Source organism: Akkermansia sp. 54_46, assembly GCF_001917295.1.
GTDB classification, from domain to species: Bacteria; Verrucomicrobiota; Verrucomicrobiia; order Verrucomicrobiales; family Akkermansiaceae; genus Akkermansia; species Akkermansia muciniphila.
Map to the genome: position 1 here is coordinate 97,750 of NZ_MNUD01000036.1, position 18,037 is coordinate 115,786.

Genomic DNA, 18,037 nt, shown 5'->3' on the forward strand with positions numbered 1-18,037 from the left:
TGTTTCCTAAAACGCCCTGGATACACCCGCATTTACGCGGTGGTACACGGAGCTTCCCCGGGCTTCCATGCCATAACCGGCATAAACCGTCCAGCGGTCATTCCACTGCAAGGCGGCATCATACTCCACGCGTACGGCATGGCGGGCTGGTTGGACACCACGGGCCCTCCAGAAAATGTCGCTGTATATGCTGTAAACGGAAGCCTCCGGCACATCCTGAATAGCATCTCCCACATAGGAAAGGCGGAGCACCTGCGTCCAGGGCCTGCCTTTCCAGTCACCACTTCTCTCAACACTCACACCTGCCGGGATGGACAACCGGCGCAAAACCGCTCCTTCAAATTTTCTGGCATAGCTGCCGTCTTCAAGAAAAGAAGCTTCCGTGCCATGTGTAAACTCCATCCTCAAAAACGGAGACACAGTCCATCCTCCTGCATACTGAATGCTTCTGGAAACTTCCGTCTGGACCAGCCACGTTCTGTTGTTCCATTCCCCATGAGCGTCCATACCGTTGCTGAACCGGCTTTCCATGCAGTTATCAGTCATTCCCCAAGTAAGATCGGCTTTCACCGTCCACAGGGAACGCTCTCCGGAGCGGAATATCCGCCCCCAATAAATGCTTCCCATTAGAGAATCCTGGGTAATCCTCCCATTGAAATCCCGGCTCCTGCTGAAACCGTGCATTTGTCCGAACGCTATCCCCCATATCCCGCTCTTTCCTCCAAAATCGGAATCCATGCCAACGGAATATCCGCCCCCGTCATAGTCATAACCATCTACGCCGCCCCGGGAACGCTGGCAGGCGAAATCCCCCAGCCCCATTCCCCATACATTGCGTGCATACCGCTGATTCAACCGCACCGGGGTTAACTGCGCCAACGCAGTATTCCCAAGAGAAGCCGCGTTTGACGCGGAACTCCAAAGGGAATTGAGCGCAAGTTCTCCAGCCTGCTCCGGACGGACCTGATCCGGGCGGCATCCGGCTTCATGTTTCCAAATTGCCAACAGCTGGTCATCTTCTCCATCTCCATCCATGTCGCGCCATTCATATTCCCAGGTACCGCCGTAGGTATAGGGCGAATCAACCGTGGATGACTGGGTCGTATTGGAAATAACCCCTTTCAGCTCTCCTTGCGGCCGTTTGCTGGAAGAATCCATATTAAAAATGACAAACTCCCTGTCCCTTCCCCAGGCGGCAGAGGCGTAATCATCCAGCGTATCCGCAATTCCAATGGTCCCCCCCAGTAAAAATTCCCCGGAGGCGTTGATGTTGATACCGCTGTCCCCCCGTTCCGAGAAAGGCATGAGATCCCAGTCAAACCCGTGGGACATGTCAATGGTGACAGCGGAAAGGGAAGGCAGTTCATAGGTCTTCCCCTCCCAACTGTCGGAACCGATGGGAGCGGCTCCCACCCGCAGGATAGCGCCGCTGCCATGGCCGGAAACAGTCACCTGCTGGGCGCTGATGGATGAACCGGACGTTATTTCCAGCACTCCGCCGGCCAGGTTAAACACCGGTTTGTCCTGCTCCACTCTTGAACTTCCCTGCCATACCTCCCCACTCTCATTCGCCAGGTTCATGCCGTATTCAAGAACCAGCCGCCCCCCTTCCACAATAATATTTGATTCAAGTTTCACCCTGCGGGAGGCCTCCACCCGTTCCGCGTAATCACCATCACTTTCCCCGTCATTGCGAACTAGAAACGACTCCGTCAATGCACCGGAAAAACGCACGGTTCCTCCAAACTCCACAGGAATACCTCCATAATCTGCCCAATCGGACGGAATTCTGTTAATATGCAGGGTAGGCATGGCTACAGTAATACTTTCAATATCAATACCATCATAAAATACAATTTCTCGTCCGGCCTGGGCGCGGAAATCCATGGTTAAATTCCCATTGGGCTGAGACATGCCCGTATAATCGTTTTCGGGAGCATAAGCAAAAATACCCAGGGCGCGGGCAAAGACCCCCGAACTTCCTTTAACCAGGTTGCCTCGGAAAACGATATTCCCGCCATCCGCAGACAAAAGCCATTGCCCTCCAATTCTTTTCCTTTCATTATTGCCGCAATAAATGGCTCCGGCCGTATTTTTATCAGTCACATTATTTTCAAACAGGACATCACCCGTTTGCACCAGCTTAAAAGATCCATAAATAGTGATAGCGCCTGCCATCCCCGGCATGCTCCCTCCGGAAGCTTTATTATTTCTAAAAATAATATCTCCCCGGATGTTGCTAAACGACAAAGACGGCTGGTTATCCGGTAAGAATATGGATCCGATGCCTATCGCCGCAGGTCCTCCGGTGGACGTGTTATTCTCAAACAGGATATTTTCCGTATCATTAAATGAAATACTCCCTTCATTGGTAAAAATCCCCGCAGAACTTATGTAATAAGAAGTTTTAACAAGATTCCTGAAGATAATATTTCCCGTATGGTCAAAAGAAATATTCCCATCTCCAGGTTTGGAGTAAAGGGAAGAATCCCCCCCCTGGTTAATAAAAATGGCGCCTCCATGGGAAGAATATCCCATCTTCATATCCGTAAAAGAAATATCCCCGGTATTGGTAAAAGCCAAGGAATTCAAACGGCTGAAGCCTATACCCCCATGATTCAGCCCCCGGAATTCGATATTTCCTACATTGTTGAAAGAAACAAAATCAGCTTTCCCATACCTTCCGCCACCGGTTCCGGCCGTGGCGCCATCAGTAATGCCGATCATGTCCATATTATCCGCAATGAAGCTCAAATCGCCCAAATCCTGAAAAGTAACCTGAGGAGCGACAAACTCCTCCCCGCTTTCCCATGGCCCCATGACAAAAATAAAAGATTTGGAAGCAGAACTGTTCTTTCCGGGATTAAGCCCGGTGCAGTGAAAGCCGAGAGACGTTCCTTCCGTGCTGGAAAAATGTGTACTATAGCCGGAGAAAACGCCCTGCCTGTTTCCGGCGCCCCCCTTGTCCGGATTATAATTGTCAAACGTAAACGCACCTTCATAAAAGACGCCATCCCCCCCGGTCAGATGATACGTCACTTCCTCCGGCAGGAATACTTCCACATCATCGTTTCCATATGTTCCTGAATAAATACCAACTTCCTTGGAAAAACCGGAACAGACAGTAACCGAAGGAACCAAGGACAACATGACAAGAGTAAATAATTTCATGATAATCTGTACATTTGGATGTTTTTGCATATCAAAAGCACTCCTTTTAATGTACGAATTTGGAATCCGTTGTTATTCGAACATCAAAACAACAAAATAACAATCAATGAATTATTGTTAGAAAAAAAGATTGGAATAGAACAAGGTTCCTTCCTCTTCTTACAGGTTGGCCATTGAATATAAAAAAATAATCTTTACTCCGGATTCCAAATTCGCAACCATACTGAAAATAAAATGGTTTGATAGTTGATGTTTTATATTCTTCTTTGAATAAATCAAATTTTCAACAATAGAGCCCCACAGCCCCAAAAACAGAGGGAATGCAGTTACAATCAATCCATTCTTGCCTCCCTGCCGGAAAAATCCCATACTTTCTGCATGACATGGAGTTGGAACAAACTTTCCGCCGCCAAATGGGAAGACGCCTGGAGCGAACGCATCGCCGGAAATCCGAACGCCGTTATTACAAAAATCAAAGGGGGGAAAACGGTTCGAATCACCGTTTACTGCGATGATGAAGAAGACGCCCTGGCCTTGAAAAAATATTTTGGAGGAACTGTCAGGGAAATCAAGACGCAGGACTGGGTAGCGACCCAGAAGCGGGAAAAACGCCCTCCGCTCAAAATAAGGGACGCACTGGTCATTACGGAGCAGAGTTCTACGGAGAATCTGGCCGCCCTGCGGAAACAGTTCCCCTCGCGCTGCATCCTGAGCGTCCCCGCCGAAATGGCTTTCGGAACAGGAGACCACGCTACCACATCCACCTGTCTGCGTTTCATCTGCGACGCTGCCAAATCCCGCAGAAAAACATCATGGAGCATGACGGACATAGGCTGCGGAACCGCCGTGCTGGCTATGGCGGCGCTTAAGCTGGGGGCGGAGCACGCCACGGCTTTCGATTTTGACCCCATGGCCATTGAAGTGGCTCGGCACAACATGGTCCGCAACGCCGTTACGGCGGAACAGCTGGACTTATTTGTGGAAGACGTCTTCGAATGGAAGCCTTCGGAATCCCAGCAGGGTGACCTTGTCGTCGCCAACCTGTTTTCAACCATACTGCAAAAGGCTTTTCCACAAATCATCGCCGCCATGAAGAAGGATGCCGCTTTGGTCATCTCCGGCATTCTGGCTTCCCAGTGGGAAGAAACGAAAATGGCAGCGGAACGTCACGGTCTGTTCTTTGAACGGGTCGTCAAACGCGGGAAATGGATTACGGCAAAGGGAGGAATAGCCCGGTAGCAAATAAACCCGCTCCGCATTTTTGTTCCGCCCTCACGGCCCTGCCTTCATCGGAACAGCAATACCCGGTTTCCTGTTCAAAAATCTCCGCATCCCGGCACCCCTGCTGCAGAAAACGGGAATGCACTTTCATTGTCCGGCAGGAAAAACCAGCCCGCATGCCCGGCATGTGATTCTCCTTACGGGCAGGACTATCCCTCCGCACGTTGTTCACGGGCAGAAAACAGTCTCTCTACATACTTGGCCAGCATATCCACTTCCAGATTGACAGGCTGGCCGGGAACGGCATTCTGCAGATTCGTGCGGCCGAAAGTATGGGGAGTAATCCAGAACTCCAGCAGAGAGCCGCTCAAATTGGCTATGGTCAGGGAAATGCCGTCAATGGTGATGGAACCCTTGTCAATACAATAGCGGGTGAGTTCCTCCGGAATGCGCACCTCCAAACGGTGGTCCTGCCCTACAGGCTCCAGAGCGGCAATCGTACCGGTATGGTCCACATGCCCCATCACGAAGTGGCCTCCGAAACGGTCCATGGCGGACATGGCGCGTTCCAGATTAACCAGCATCCCCGGCTTGAGGGTTCCCAGACTGGTGACGCGGAGAGTCTGGGAAAGCAGATCAAAGGAGATGCGTTCACCCTCCAGGGCATCCACCGTCAGGCAGCATCCGTTGACGGCAACGGAATCCCCCAGGGAAAGTTCACGGCCGAACGGAATGGTCAGCGTCAGCCTGGCTCCGCCGTTAATAGGCGTAAACCCTTCCACAGTTCCTGTTGTTTCAACGAGTCCGGTAAACATAAGAATGATAGCACGCTCCGGCCATTAATGGCCGAAGCAGGTGAAGAAAATAAACACGATGGCAGTGGGAAAAGCCGCCCAGGCAAACAGCCACAGGGGATTGATGCCTTTGAAATATTTACCCAGAATGGCCTGCCCGGCCGGATTGGGGGCGTTGGCGATGACCGTCAGGCCGCCGCCCGTCACAGCACCCGCCACCACGGAATATTTGACGGCTTCCGGCAGGTTGGGAACCGTAGACGCCAGGAAAGTGACGGCGGCATTGTCATTAAATGCCGTCAGCAGCGTAGCCCCGACCATGGCGTAGTCCCCCAGCCGCGTCAGCACCGGCTCCAGCCACCAGGCCTGCACGCCGCCCAGAATGACCAGCCCCGCCAGGAAGAACCCCACCATGATGGGCACACGCAGAGACATTTGGTTCTGGTATTGCGGCGTAGCCAGTGTGAAACCGATAAAGAACAGGAAACTGCCGATGAACATGACCGGCTCATGGGCAAAAAGAACCGTCCAGACCAGGAAGCAGACATGCGCCAGGGTCACCCACAACGGTATCTTGTCATTGCGGTCTTCCCAGGACTGGGGAACGGCGTCGTCAAACTCGTCGAACTCCCTCTGCTGGGAAGCCAGGCGGGCGAACTCCCTGCGGAAAAGGAAAAAATACGCCAAATTGGAAATGACGATGGCGGAAACGGCCTTCCATCCGAAATGCTGGATCATGTGAGCCAGCCCCCAGTCCCACTTTTCCGCCACCATCACTACGGGCGGAGCTGCAAAGTGCGTCAGGGTGCCCCCGATGGAGATATTCACGAAGAGAAGCCCCAGAGTGGCGTACATCAAGGTTTTCTTCGGCTTGAGGTCGTAAAATTTCTTGCTTAGGATCAGGGCTCCGATCGTCATGGCGGCGGGTTCCGTAATCAGAGAACCCAGCAGGGGAGCCAGACACATCACGGAAATCCACCACGCGCCCGGCGTGGCCTTCCCAAGCCTGGCGCCGCAGTTCACGACATATTCCGCCAGCTTGAAAATAGGGCGGGAAGAAGCGATAATCATGATAATCATCACGAACATCGGCTCCGTGAAGGAACAGTCATAATTCAAATAGGCGGAAAAATCCTCAAAGGAATAATACTTCCAGCACACGAACATGAAAGGGATAAGCCAGATTCCGAACACGGCTTCCACTTCTCCCAGAAAATGGAAAATGGCGGACGCGAAGGAAACCGGGAGGCGCTCTTCCGGATGCATCACGCGGAAGTTGGTTTCCTTGAGCTTTTCCTTGTAGCGCAGGGCCAGCTTATGGGAATAACGCTCAAAGCGGCCGGCCAGAAACGTATGGATAATAGCGCCGAAGAAAACGAGCGTCACTGCCAGGTTGAAACCGCCGGACTGTTTGTTGCGTTCACTAAGCACCTGGTACAGGCTGGCATCCGGCGGCACCGGATTGTACTGATTGAGAGGAATGGGAAAATGGCTGTACTGGGATTCCCCCCCCACTTCCGCGGCCGGATAAGCGGGAGCCGCCGTGCGGGCCGAAGCTTCACCGGCGGGAGCCCCCAGGAAAAAAACGGCGGCAACTACGGCAGTGAGCAGACCTGCACGGCGCGCCAGAACTTTGAAGAAATGACAAATACAGCTCATGTCTGCAGACAGACTAAACGCCTCTCCTTTCTTCCGCGAGCGGAAAATGAGTCTGCATGCTTTTTAGTGATAACGCATTCAAACGGGAAAATCCAGACATGCCCCGGAAAAAACGCGCGCGGCACGGAACAGGCTGTCATGCCTGCCTGAGTTTAAGATTGAACAGAAAACTTAAAAATAGTAGTTGCAGATATGCGCTCCGTCCCAGGCCTCCTTTCCGTTTTCTTGATCGCAGCCGGTGTCGCATGTGCGGAGCTTCCGCCCGACCTGCCGCCGGCATCTCCCCTTCCCTTGACTCCCGGCCCGGTCATCGGGGGAACCATCAAGGGAGACCCGGCCGCCGGCATCGTTCCCGTCAAAGACCTGATTGAAGCCAACCGCAAGGATGAATACATCCCCATGGCGGAACCCATTCCCGGAGAGACAGGCTCTTCCGCTCCCCTGGCGGAGTCCATCCCTAACGCGGAACCCATTCCCGGAGAAACGAACCTGCATGCCCCGGCACAACCTGCGGAGGCACCCCTTGCCATTCCCTCCACGGCTTTTTCCCCCGTTCCGGTTCCTCAGCATGAAACCCGCGTAGCCATTCTGGGCTACCATGATTTCAGCCGCACCCTTCCCGCTACGGAAATGCGCATGAATACGGATGTATTCCGCTCCCAGATGCAGGCGCTGAAGGCGTCCGGAGTGCCCGTCATCTCCATGAAGGAATTCCTGGAATGGAAACTGGGGGACAGGCAGCTTCCGGCCAAATGCGTCATGATCACCATCGACGACGGCTGGAAGAGCGTCTACACGGACGCCTATCCCATCCTGAAAGAAACAGGGTTCCCCTTTACCATTTTCCCATACACCAAATTCATCACGGGCCGCGGTTCAGCCATGAGCCCCGCCCAGATTCAGGAAATGCTGAATAACGGTGCCACCCTGGGCAGCCACTCCGTCAGCCACCTGTACCCAAGATCCTGGAGGGCTGCCCAGCGGAAAGGTACACAAGCGGTTCTGGAGCTGGCAACGGCGGAAATAGGCAATTCCCGGAAAATCCTTCAGGAAAAATTCCCCGGTTCTTCCGTGGAGGCCTATTGCTATCCTGGCGGCTTCATCCTGCCGGAAATGATCTCCAAGGCGGAAGAAGCCGGATTCCAGGCGGCCTTTACAGTAATCCCCAAAAAAGTGACCAAGGACACGGACCGCTGGCGGATTCACCGCTACATGGTCTTCGGCAAAGACCCTAAGACATTTACCAGAGCCCTGAATTTCAACGTTCCCTCCACTCCGGAAACTCCGGCGGCCCCCCCTGGCAACAGCAGCGGGAAAAAGCTGAATTCCTACCCGGCCCCGGCCCAGCCCGTTTATCCGGCTGCCAATACCGTGGTAAAAAAACAGACTCCCGATATATCCATTTCCCTGACAGGGGAACCCTCCCTGGATCCCAGGCAAATGGAAATGCGCGTCTCCGGCTTCGGCCTGGTAAACGCCCGGTACGACGCCAAGGAAAAAATTTTGAAATGGACTCCCTCCCGTCCCCTGCGGCTCAGCCCCGTAACCGTCCAGGTCCGTTGGAAAAATCCTGCTGTCAACATGTGGCAAACGGCCACCTGGCAATTCGGCATCGAGGAACAGGAAATGCACTTCACTCCCCGGAACATAGTCAAATAGCCATTTTCCCTCAGGACTTTTTCACCACCAGCTTGCGGATGCCAAACCGGCGGTTGGTATCCGGCCCTCCCCAATTTCCATCCGTTCCGGACACTTTTCCTTCAAAGAAAAGAGGAGAGATGGAAGGAACTTCCGGTTCCAGATTCCCCTCCTGGAAGGCCTTATGAATCAGCTCCTCTCTCTGGAAAGCCTGAGAGCCTACATGATAATACTCCAGGGTGAACACCACCCCGAAAAACAAAGTAGCTCCGGCAAGGCAAACAGTCACCGCGCGCAATCCGCGCACCATGATCTCATTCCGGTACAATACGGAAAACAACACGGTTGACGCCGCCAAAACAGGCAGGGACGACACGAACTGGACATGATGGGCGGGAATGCACACCGGAAAATAACAAACGGACATGATGAACCCCAGCAACAATAAAAAAAGAATATAAAAGAAGGATTCCTTTTCCTTCCTGATTACTTCCCGGCACCGCTCCGTGCCGCTGGACAACAAAAATCCCGTTAATACTGCGGAAACGGCATATATTTTACACAGCATCCTCGCGTGGTAATAAAGCAATATCCCGAAAGACTCCGCATAGGCGCAAAAACCGCCCTTCCTCAAAACTTCACTCGCTCCCAAATCATGGCCAAGCCGCGAGTACAACCCGGGGGCGGCAAATAGAAACAGGCCTCCCAACGCAACTCCGGCAAACCCGCACCATACATAAGCGCCCACCCTGCGGTCCCGGAACATGCCAACCGCGGCCATGATGCAAAACGCCGCCACCATTCCTATCGTCGCTCCCTCATTACAGGCGCCGCAGAAAATCCCATAAATCAGACATCCTGAGGACAGGCCCCAGCGAGAGGAGGTTATCCGCTTCCCCCACCTGGTTCTGTAAATATTCATGAACCATACGATCAGGCATCCGGTCCACACATAATTCATGGAGCCTGCGCGTGTCAGGCAGACATAATAAACGGTTACCCCGGCTGAGACGAACATGCTTAAAGTAAACAACCATGTCCATGCGCCGCACTCCCGCCGGAGATTGGGCATTCTCCCCAGAGCGAGCACATAAAGACCAAGAACAAGGGCAAGCACAAACACGGGATTCAAGACCGTCCAGACCAGCCGGGGAGCAGAAGTAATAAAAAACGCAGCCATTTCCCCCAGCCTGGGATTCCAATACAGGTAACTGTCCACGCAGGCCTTCCAGACATGGCGGATATGAAACTGCCCAAGGTACCCCGTCCTGTCGTGAATAAAGGAATCCCCGGCAATAGGGGAAAACCATGAAATAATATATAAAATAAATAATACTGAAAATGTTACAGCAATGGGAAAGACAAAAATTCTCCTCGGCTTCAACATATTTTTTTCCTAACGGATTAGGAATCCGGAGTCAACCTACAAATTTGAGAAAAAATAATTTAATGCAAATTTGCTCAGTTATTTCCGAATGGAGGGTGCCGGGAAAACAGGACTGCCGGGCCTTATGGCTGGATGTGTCCGAACGCAGCGGAGGAGAACCTTCTTCCTTTGTATCCGGCCTCCCTGCGTAGTCCTTTTCGGGATTCACGTTATATGCGGATTCCTAATCCGCTTTTTCCCATATTCGGCAGGTTCCATATAAAAGCTTATTGTTAGAAAAGACTAACATTCATCAATTGAGGAGACTCCCGCACCACCTCCCCGGAATGCCAAAAAAACTGACATTTGGCTTGCCCGCATGGTGTGAAGTGGCATAATCATCCGGCACCATTATCAGGTTCAGCCAGGCACGGACATCCACATGAAGACGAGCACCAAAACTTTCGCCATTGCAGATACAGCCGCTAACGCAGACTATCTCACCAATACATCCGAACCGCTCGGAGAAACGATGACCCTGAATGTGGGCCCCTCCCACCCCGCCACTCACGGCGTGCTGCGCCTGGTGCTGGAACTTGATGGTGAAGAAATCATCAGCTGTGATCCGGTGGTTGGCCATCTGCACCGCGGGATGGAAAAAATAGGCGAAACCATCCAGTACAACCAGTTTGTTCCCTACACCGACCGCTTTGACTACCTGGCCCCCCTGTCCAACAACATCGCCTATGCCTGCGCGGTGGAAAAACTGCTGGGATGGGAACTGCCGCCCCGCGGACAGGCCCTGCGCGTACTGGCCCTGGAGCTTTCCCGCTTTTCCTCCCACATCCTGGGCGTAGGCGTGTACGGCATGGACGTAGGCGCCATGACCGTTTTCCTGTACTGTTATGAGGAACGTGAAAAAATCCATAATTTTTACGAACAGCTCACTGGGGCGCGCTTCACTTCCTCCTATACCCGCATCGGCGGACAGACACGTGATGTTCCCAATGAAATGCTCAAGGAAGTGCTCGTCTTCTGCGATGAAGCGGCCAAAACCCTTGATGAAACGGAAGCCCTCCTGCTCAAAAACAAAATCTTCATTGACCGTCTTCAGGGCGTAGGCGTCATCAGCCGTGAAAAAGCGCTTTCCTGGGGTATTACGGGGGCCAACCTGCGAGCCAGCGGCATTAAGCGGGACCTGCGCAAACTCACCCCCTATCTGGGATATGAAAATTACGAATTCGACGTCCCCGTAGGCGAACACGGAGACTGCTACGACCGTTTTACCGTGCGCATTGAAGAAATGCGCCAGTCCCTGCGCATCATCCGCCAAGTCATTGAAACCATGCCGGACGGCCCCATCAACATGGTGGACACCAAAGGCACGCTGCCTGAAAAGAAAAAAGTCCTGACGGACATGGAATCCCTGATTCGCCAGTTCATGACGACGACCATGGGGGTGAACGCCCCTGCCGGGCAGGTTTACTTTGCCGCGGAAAACCCGAAGGGAGAGCTGGGTTTCTTCCTGGACTCCAAGGGGGGCGGGCTTCCCAACCGCCTGCGCATGCGCTCCCCCTCCTTCTGCAACCTGTCCATCCTGCCGGAACTGATGAAAGGCCACCTGGTTTCCGACGTTCCGGCCATTCTCGGCTCCTTCGACTTCGTGATGGGCGAATGCGACCGTTAAACACCCGCCACTTTCATCCACTTCAACGCAAACACCAAACTTTCTCCCCATGTCCGATTACGCTGAAAACGCCATCGACGCGACTATCGCCCACCAGCCCAGCCCGGGCGAACGGTTTTACCCGGCCTTTGAAGTAACGCCGGAACTTGACGCCGCCGCCAGCGAATACGTTACGCATTACCCGGAAGGCAAGCAAAAATCCGCCGTGTTGCCCATCCTGCATGAAATACAGAAAAAATTCGGCTTCATCAGCGGCGACGCCATTGCCTGGGTGGGAGAAAAACTGAATATCTCCGCCGCCCATGTTCTGGGCGTGGTGACTTTCTATCCCGGTCTGCGCCAGATGTGCCCTGGAAAAAACCACATCCGCGTATGCCGCACTCTTTCCTGCGCCATGGCGGGGGCGGACAGCCTGTTCGACGCCATCTGCACGCGTCTGGGCATTGACAAAAACGGCATCGACCACCACCACCCCATTGGAGTCAGCCCGGACGGCCTGTGGAGCGTGGAAGGAGTGGAATGCCTGGCCAACTGCGGCTTTGGCCCCAACATGATGGTCAACGATCTCCTGTACGAAAAAGTCACTCCGGAAGTGCTGGAAGAAGTGATTGCCAAATATCAGACAGCCTAACCCTTTCCATTTCCCACGCACCAGATTTTCGCCATGAGCATCACCTATCTTCCCGGTAAAGAACCCCACCCCAGGGAAACGCGCCGCATTCTGAAAAACGTCAACCGCGAGGGCTGGAATACCTCCATTGACTGCTATCTGGCCGACGGCGGTTATGAAGAACTGAAAAAGGCGCTCGGCATGGAGCCCAGGGCCGTCATTGACGAGGTGAAAAAATCCGGTCTTCGCGGCCGTGGCGGCGCGGGGTTCCCCACCGGCGTGAAATGGACCTTCATTCCGCCGAACAACACGAAGCCTGTTTACCTGGTTTGCAACTGTGACGAATCCGAACCAGGCACGTTCAAGGACCGCTACATTGTCCATCAGGATCCCCACCAGCTCATTGAAGGAATGGTCATCTCCAGCTACGCAGTGGGGGCACATCAGGCTTATATCTACATGCGCGAAGAATTTCCCATCGCCGCGGAAATCATGCTCAAAGCCCTTCAGGAAGCTCGCGAACGCGGCTTCCTGGGCAGCAATATCCAGGGGTCCGGCTATAATCTGGAAATCCACCTGCACCGCGGAGCGGGAGCGTACATTTGCGGTGAGGAAACGGCCCTGCTCAACTCCCTTGAAGGGGATCGCCCCTATCCCCGCATCAAGCCCCCCTACTTCCCGGCCGCCATCGGCCTGTACGGATGCCCCACCATTGTCAACAACGTGGAATCCCTCTGCCAGGTGAAACACATCATGGCCATGGGAGGAGAAGCCTACAGCCAGGAAGGAGCCAAACGTTCCCCCGGCACCCGCATCATCGGGGTTTCCGGCGACGTCAAACGTCCTGGGTTCTATGAAATCGTCTCCGGCTCCATGACCTTCGGTGAACTGCTGTATGACGTCTGCGGCGGCCCGCGGGACGGGCGCCAGTTCAAGGCCGTGATACCCGGAGGCTCCTCCTCCAAGGTCATGCGCACGGATGCGGAATACAAAGTGCAGAATCCGGACGGCACCATGGGAAAAATCACCTTCTTCGACATTCCGCTGGATCTGGACAGCATCGCCCAGCACGGCTCCATGTCCGGTTCCGGCGCGGTCATCGTCATGGACGACTCCCGCTCCATGCCCTGGGCCATGAACAACATCAACCGTTTCTACGCCCATGAATCCTGCGGGCAGTGCACTCCCTGCCGGGAAGGCTGTCCGTGGATGATGAAACTCAGCACCCGCATCCTGGAAGGAAAAGCCGCCCCGTCGGATGTGGATCTGCTCATTGAAGTGGCCAACCAGATTGAAGGAAAAACGGTCTGCGCCTTTGGTGAAGCCGCCTCCTGGCCCACCCAGGCCATGGTCTCCAAATTCAAGGAGGAATTCGTAGCCCTGACGGATCCATTCAACGCCTGTCTGCCCCACACGGAGGAAGGCAGGGAGCAAAACCGTTTCCTCACCCGCTAAACAGCAGCACGCAACACCAGTTCTCAAAACCATCCCTCTCCCATCCGTCATCATGAGTGAAGAAGCTTCCAAACTCCCCAAAGACATTGCCGCCGCGGAAGGCAAGGTGAACGTCCAAATCAACGGAACGTGGCACCGGTTCCCGCGCGGCACGCGGATTGCAGACGCCTGCCGTTCCGTGGGCGTGCCCATTCCGTGCTTCTGCTACCACCCCAAGCTGGCTGTCGCCGGCTCCTGCCGCATGTGCATGGTGGAACAGGGGATGCCGCCCAGGCTCGCTCCGGGACAGACACCCTCCTATGATGAAAACGGCTATCAGCGCATCCAGTGGATGCCCCGCCCCATCATCTCCTGCGCAAACACGGTGGCGGAAAACATGGGCATCCGCACGGACAGCCCCCTGGCCAGTGAAGCGCGCCGCGGCGTAATGGAATTCCTGCTCACCAGCCACCCTCTGGACTGCCCCATCTGCGATCAGGCCGGGGAATGCAAGCTTCAGGAATACTCCAACGACTACGGCCAGGTGGAAGGCCGTTTTGAAGAGAAAAAGACCAAAAAAGGAAAAAACCTGAGCATTGGTCCGCGCGTGAACCTGGACCAGGAACGCTGCGTGCTCTGCGGCCGCTGCGTGCGCTTCATGCGCGACATCATGCACGATGAGGTGCTCACCATGTCCCAACGCGGCACCTTCAACGCCATCACGGTTTACCCCGGCCGCGAGCTGGACAGCAACTACTCCATGAACACCGTGGACCTCTGCCCGGTAGGAGCCCTTACTTCCAAGGATTTCCGCTTTAAAATGCGCGTCTGGTTCCTGAAGGAAACAAAGACCATTGACGTGGACTGCGGAACGGGCACCAATATCACCCTCTGGACAAGAGAAGACAAGGTATACCGCATTACCCCGCGCCAGAATGATGCCGTAAACTCCTGCTGGATGCCGGACTCTCACCGCCTTAACTACAAATACATCAATGCGGAAACCCGCATTCCCCAGCCCGTCATCCGTACGGATGCGGAAGCGCCCCACCGCCCCTCCACCTGGGAACCGGCTCTGGCTTCCGCCGCGGAAGCCGTCAAGCGCATTGCTCCGAACCAGCTCGCCATCATTGCCTCCGGGCGCATGACCAATGAAGAGCTTTACATGGTCCGCCATCTGGCCGCCCAAATCGGCACGGATATGGTGGACATCGTTCCCCGCATGGGAGAAAGCGACGGCATGCTTATTTCTGCGGATCGCAACCCGAACACGAACGGGGCCAGGCTGGTGCTGGATATCGAACCCGGTTCCAGGCTGGACGCCATTCGCGAAGGAGTTCGCAGCGGTTCCATCAAGGGCATCCTCTCCCTGGGGGAAGACCTCATCTCCCCGGAAGCAGGCTTCACGGCGGAAGATCTGGACAAGCTGGACTACCTGTTCATGACCGCCCACAGCGCCAATGAAACGGCGCGCCATGCGGACCTGGTTCTGCCGGGCGTCACCTACGCTGAAAAATTCGGCACCATGATTAATGTCACGGGCCGTATTCAACGCCTGAACCGCGCTATCCAGCCCATAGGATACGCCCGGGACGACTGGCAGATTTTCAGAGACATCACCCTTCTGCTGGGAGGCAATCCTGCTCTGAAAGACTTCAACTCCGCCCTGGACATCCTCACCGCCATGAGCACGGAATACGGCGCACTCAATGGAGTCTCCTGGGGTTCCATCGGAGACGGGGGCCAGCCCATTCTGGAAACCGGCGTCACCATTCCCGTGGTGGAACGCGAAAAAAACCAGGGCCGCTAATCACACTTCACACGCATACAACCTGTTAATCCGCCATGATTGATTCGATTCTAACCTTTTGCGACGAGGTGCTCAGCAACCCTGTGTGGTTTTATATCATCACTCTGCTGATCAAAATCGTCATCTGCTTTGCCATCACCATTCTGTTCATTCCGGTCTGCGTGTACATTGAACGCCGGGTGGCCGCCTGGATCCAGGACCGCGTAGGCCCCAACCGCGCCGGCATTCCGTTAAGCATCTTCCGCCGCTTCGGCATGAAATCCGACCTGCCGTTCAAAAAGACGCTGGACTACTTCGGGTTGCCCCATGACGGCAAAATCGCCAACCTGTGCCGTTTTTTCCGCCTGGACCGCGACATCCCCATCTTCGGTCTCGTGCAGCCCATGGTGGACGGCGGCAAACTGTTCCTGAAACAGGATTTCACGCCCCCCTTCGTACGCCGCGTATACTTCTGGATCGCTCCCATCCTAGTGCTTGCGCCACCGCTGATGACGGCGGCCGTGGTTCCCTTCGCCGGAGACCTTCAAACCTCTTACGGAAACGTCAACATGGCGGTGGCCAACCTCAGCGTAGGCCCCCTCTGGATGTTCGCCATCTCCTCCCTCTCCGTGTACGGACTGGTGCTGGCCGGATGGTCATCCAACTCCAAATTCCCCTTCCTGGGCGGCGTGCGCTCCTCAGCCCAGATGATTTCCTATGAAATCAGCATGGGTCTGTCCATCATCCCTGTGCTGATGATTTACAGCACGCTGGACCTGTCCAACATCGTGGAATACCAGGCCGCCAACGGCTGGCTCCTGCTTCCCGTGTGGGGCGAGGGCCTGAGCTGGCAGCGCTGGATACTGCTGGTGCCCGTAGCTATCAGTTTCATCATATTCCTCACCTCCATTTTTGCGGAAGCCAACCGTACGCCGTTTGACATGTCCGAATGTGAAACGGACCTCGTGGGCGGCTACCATACGGAATACTCCTCCATGAAATTCGCCCAATTCTTCATGGGGGAATATGCCGCCATGGTGGTGGGATCCTCCCTTGTCATCACGCTGTTCCTGGGGGGCTGGTCCATCGGCTTCGGCCTGGACGGCTGGCTCAATGAAAACGTAGCCAACTGGGTGGCGGTCATCTGCCAGCTCATCGCATATGTGCTCAAGCTTCTCTTCTTCGCCTTCTTCTTCGTCTGGGTGCGGTGGACGCTCCCCCGCTTCCGCTATGACCAGGTGATGAAGCTCGGCTGGATGGTCTTCTTTGAACTGGCCGTCATCAACATCTTCCTTACAGCCGCCATCCTGTACTTCGTCAAGTAATCCCCCCCTTCTTCATTCCGACAACATTACTATTATGGCCTTCAAAACGATCAAGCGTCCGAAGATTTCCCTTGGAGAGCGGTTCTATCTGCAATCCATTCTTGGCGGTCTTTGGCTCACTATCAGGCACCTCGTTCTGGCTCTGCTGGGCAAATCCCGCAACAAAAAAGAACTGGCCGGTTCCGGCATCGGCGTTACGATGCAATATCCGGAAGCCAGATGGGACAAACATCTGCCGAAATATTACCGCGGAGCTCCCGTGCTGGTGAAAGGCGAAGACGGCCGTGAACGCTGCGTTTCCTGCCAGCTCTGCGAATTCATCTGCCCGGCCCGCGCCATCACCATCACCCCCGGCCCCATACAGGAAGGACCGTGGGGCAAAGTGGAAAAAGCCCCCAGGGAATTTCAGATTGACATGCTGCGCTGCATCTACTGCGGCATGTGCGAGGAAGCCTGCCCGGAACAGGCCATCTTCATGAGCCATAACTACCTGTTCACCCCCACGGATAAAACCCAGGCCATCCACAACAAGGCCAAGCTCTACGAACTGGGCGGCACCCGCAAGGGGCTGGTCAACAAGTGGAACCAATACAAATAACCCCCGAACACTCCATTTCCCGTACGTTATGAACATCTTTGCCAGCGACATACTTTTTTACGTTTTCGGGGCCCTGGCCGTGGTCCTGTCCCTGATGGTCGTCTTCATGCGCAACCCCGTCTCCTCCGCCATGATGATGGCTCTTTCCTTTGGAGCCACCGCCGCCGTCATGATCGGGCTGGGAGCCCACTTCCTGGGCATTCTCCAAATCCTTGTATACGCCGGGGCCATTATGGTGCTCTTCGCGTTCATCATCATGCTGCTGAATGTGAAGCAGGAAACATCCCCCTTCAGCAGGCCTTTCTCCGTCGCTATCGGTGTCATCATCGCCTGCCTCTTCCTCGGCCAGCTTATTGGCATCATCTATTCTTTGCCCGGCGCCAAAGAAACGCACCGCTGCCCGATGGCCAGCGCGGAACAGGCCTGGAACGATTTGAAAATCGGGCAGGAGGACGCAGCCCCCTCCAAAACCGGAATGGAAACTCCCGCCTGTAGCCTTCGCAACAACGGCGCCCCTTCCGTCATTCTCCCCCCCCTCTCCCCCCAATGTTCCGCCCACCTCTATCCGGAAGGCACCACCATCCGTGAGGAGATAGACAACGGAGAATTCCCGGACACCGCCCTGCTGGGCCGTACCCTGTTTGACAAATACAACCGGAGCCTGGTCATCGCCGGTCTGGCCCTGCTGGTGGCTTCCATCGGCGTCGTCGTGCTGAGCCGCCGCCCTTCCGGAAAATAAAGAACC

Annotated in this window: 13 protein-coding genes; 9 read left to right on the plus strand and 4 right to left on the minus strand. The window is 54.8% G+C overall.

Annotated features, from left to right (window positions below):
• Nucleotides 1-6 precede the first annotated feature (6 nt).
• Nucleotides 7-3,171 carry an autotransporter outer membrane beta-barrel domain-containing protein gene (locus BHW66_RS11245; RefSeq protein ID WP_286689038.1) on the minus strand — a complete coding sequence of 1,055 codons (3,165 nt, stop codon included), beginning with the start codon at nucleotides 3,169-3,171 and terminating at the stop codon, nucleotides 7-9.
• 378 nt (nucleotides 3,172-3,549) lie between these two features.
• Here BHW66_RS11245 and BHW66_RS11250 point away from each other — a divergent pair, with 378 nt between their 5' ends.
• Nucleotides 3,550-4,410 carry a 50S ribosomal protein L11 methyltransferase gene (locus BHW66_RS11250; RefSeq protein ID WP_102733509.1) on the plus strand — a complete coding sequence of 287 codons (861 nt, stop codon included), beginning with the start codon at nucleotides 3,550-3,552 and terminating at the stop codon, nucleotides 4,408-4,410.
• 191 nt (nucleotides 4,411-4,601) lie between these two features.
• Here BHW66_RS11250 and BHW66_RS11255 read toward each other — a convergent pair whose 3' ends face one another.
• Together BHW66_RS11255 and BHW66_RS11260 are read right to left on the minus strand one after the other, a co-directional pair.
• Nucleotides 4,602-5,207, minus strand: a complete 606-nt coding sequence (locus BHW66_RS11255) for a riboflavin synthase (RefSeq protein WP_022198766.1) — start codon at nucleotides 5,205-5,207, stop codon at nucleotides 4,602-4,604.
• 24 nt (nucleotides 5,208-5,231) lie between these two features.
• Nucleotides 5,232-6,845 carry a putative Na+/H+ antiporter gene (locus BHW66_RS11260; protein WP_286689039.1) on the minus strand — a complete coding sequence of 538 codons (1,614 nt, stop codon included), beginning with the start codon at nucleotides 6,843-6,845 and terminating at the stop codon, nucleotides 5,232-5,234.
• A gap of 192 nt (nucleotides 6,846-7,037) precedes the next feature.
• Here BHW66_RS11260 and BHW66_RS11265 point away from each other — a divergent pair, with 192 nt between their 5' ends.
• Nucleotides 7,038-8,504, plus strand: coding sequence for a polysaccharide deacetylase family protein (locus BHW66_RS11265; RefSeq protein ID WP_046435756.1), 1,467 nt, complete (start codon nucleotides 7,038-7,040; stop codon nucleotides 8,502-8,504).
• Nucleotides 8,505-8,514: 10 nt separating this feature from the next.
• Here BHW66_RS11265 and BHW66_RS11270 read toward each other — a convergent pair whose 3' ends face one another.
• Nucleotides 8,515-9,870 (minus strand): DUF6056 family protein, encoded by a 1,356-nt coding sequence (locus tag BHW66_RS11270; protein WP_046435757.1) that lies wholly within the window; start codon nucleotides 9,868-9,870, stop codon nucleotides 8,515-8,517.
• A gap of 421 nt (nucleotides 9,871-10,291) precedes the next feature.
• On the opposite strand from BHW66_RS11270, the gene nuoD reads away from it, so the two are divergent.
• The 7 genes from nuoD to BHW66_RS11305 are packed head-to-tail and all read left to right on the plus strand — an operon-like array spanning nucleotide 10,292 to nucleotide 18,031.
• On the plus strand, nucleotides 10,292-11,536 hold the full coding sequence (gene nuoD, locus BHW66_RS11275) for an NADH dehydrogenase (quinone) subunit D (protein WP_012420649.1): 1,245 nt from the start codon (nucleotides 10,292-10,294) through the stop codon (nucleotides 11,534-11,536).
• 49 nt (nucleotides 11,537-11,585) lie between these two features.
• Nucleotides 11,586-12,167: an NAD(P)H-dependent oxidoreductase subunit E gene (locus BHW66_RS11280; RefSeq protein WP_012420648.1), complete on the plus strand. Its 582-nt coding sequence runs from the start codon at nucleotides 11,586-11,588 to the stop codon at nucleotides 12,165-12,167.
• 33 nt (nucleotides 12,168-12,200) lie between these two features.
• Nucleotides 12,201-13,601, plus strand: a complete 1,401-nt coding sequence (nuoF, locus tag BHW66_RS11285) for an NADH-quinone oxidoreductase subunit NuoF (protein WP_022198759.1) — start codon at nucleotides 12,201-12,203, stop codon at nucleotides 13,599-13,601.
• A gap of 52 nt (nucleotides 13,602-13,653) precedes the next feature.
• The gene (locus tag BHW66_RS11290; RefSeq protein ID WP_022198758.1) at nucleotides 13,654-15,390 is read left to right on the plus strand and encodes a molybdopterin-dependent oxidoreductase; all 1,737 of its coding nucleotides are present in this window, start codon (nucleotides 13,654-13,656) and stop codon (nucleotides 15,388-15,390) included.
• A gap of 35 nt (nucleotides 15,391-15,425) precedes the next feature.
• A complete protein-coding gene (locus BHW66_RS11295) occupies nucleotides 15,426-16,694 on the plus strand; it encodes a complex I subunit 1 family protein (RefSeq protein WP_012420645.1) in 1,269 nt (422 codons plus the stop codon).
• 34 nt (nucleotides 16,695-16,728) lie between these two features.
• Nucleotides 16,729-17,292, plus strand: a complete 564-nt coding sequence (locus BHW66_RS11300) for an NADH-quinone oxidoreductase subunit I (RefSeq protein WP_012420644.1) — start codon at nucleotides 16,729-16,731, stop codon at nucleotides 17,290-17,292.
• Between the two features lie 28 nt (nucleotides 17,293-17,320).
• On the plus strand, nucleotides 17,321-18,031 hold the full coding sequence (locus BHW66_RS11305) for an NADH-quinone oxidoreductase subunit J (RefSeq protein ID WP_022198757.1): 711 nt from the start codon (nucleotides 17,321-17,323) through the stop codon (nucleotides 18,029-18,031).
• Nucleotides 18,032-18,037 lie beyond the last annotated feature (6 nt).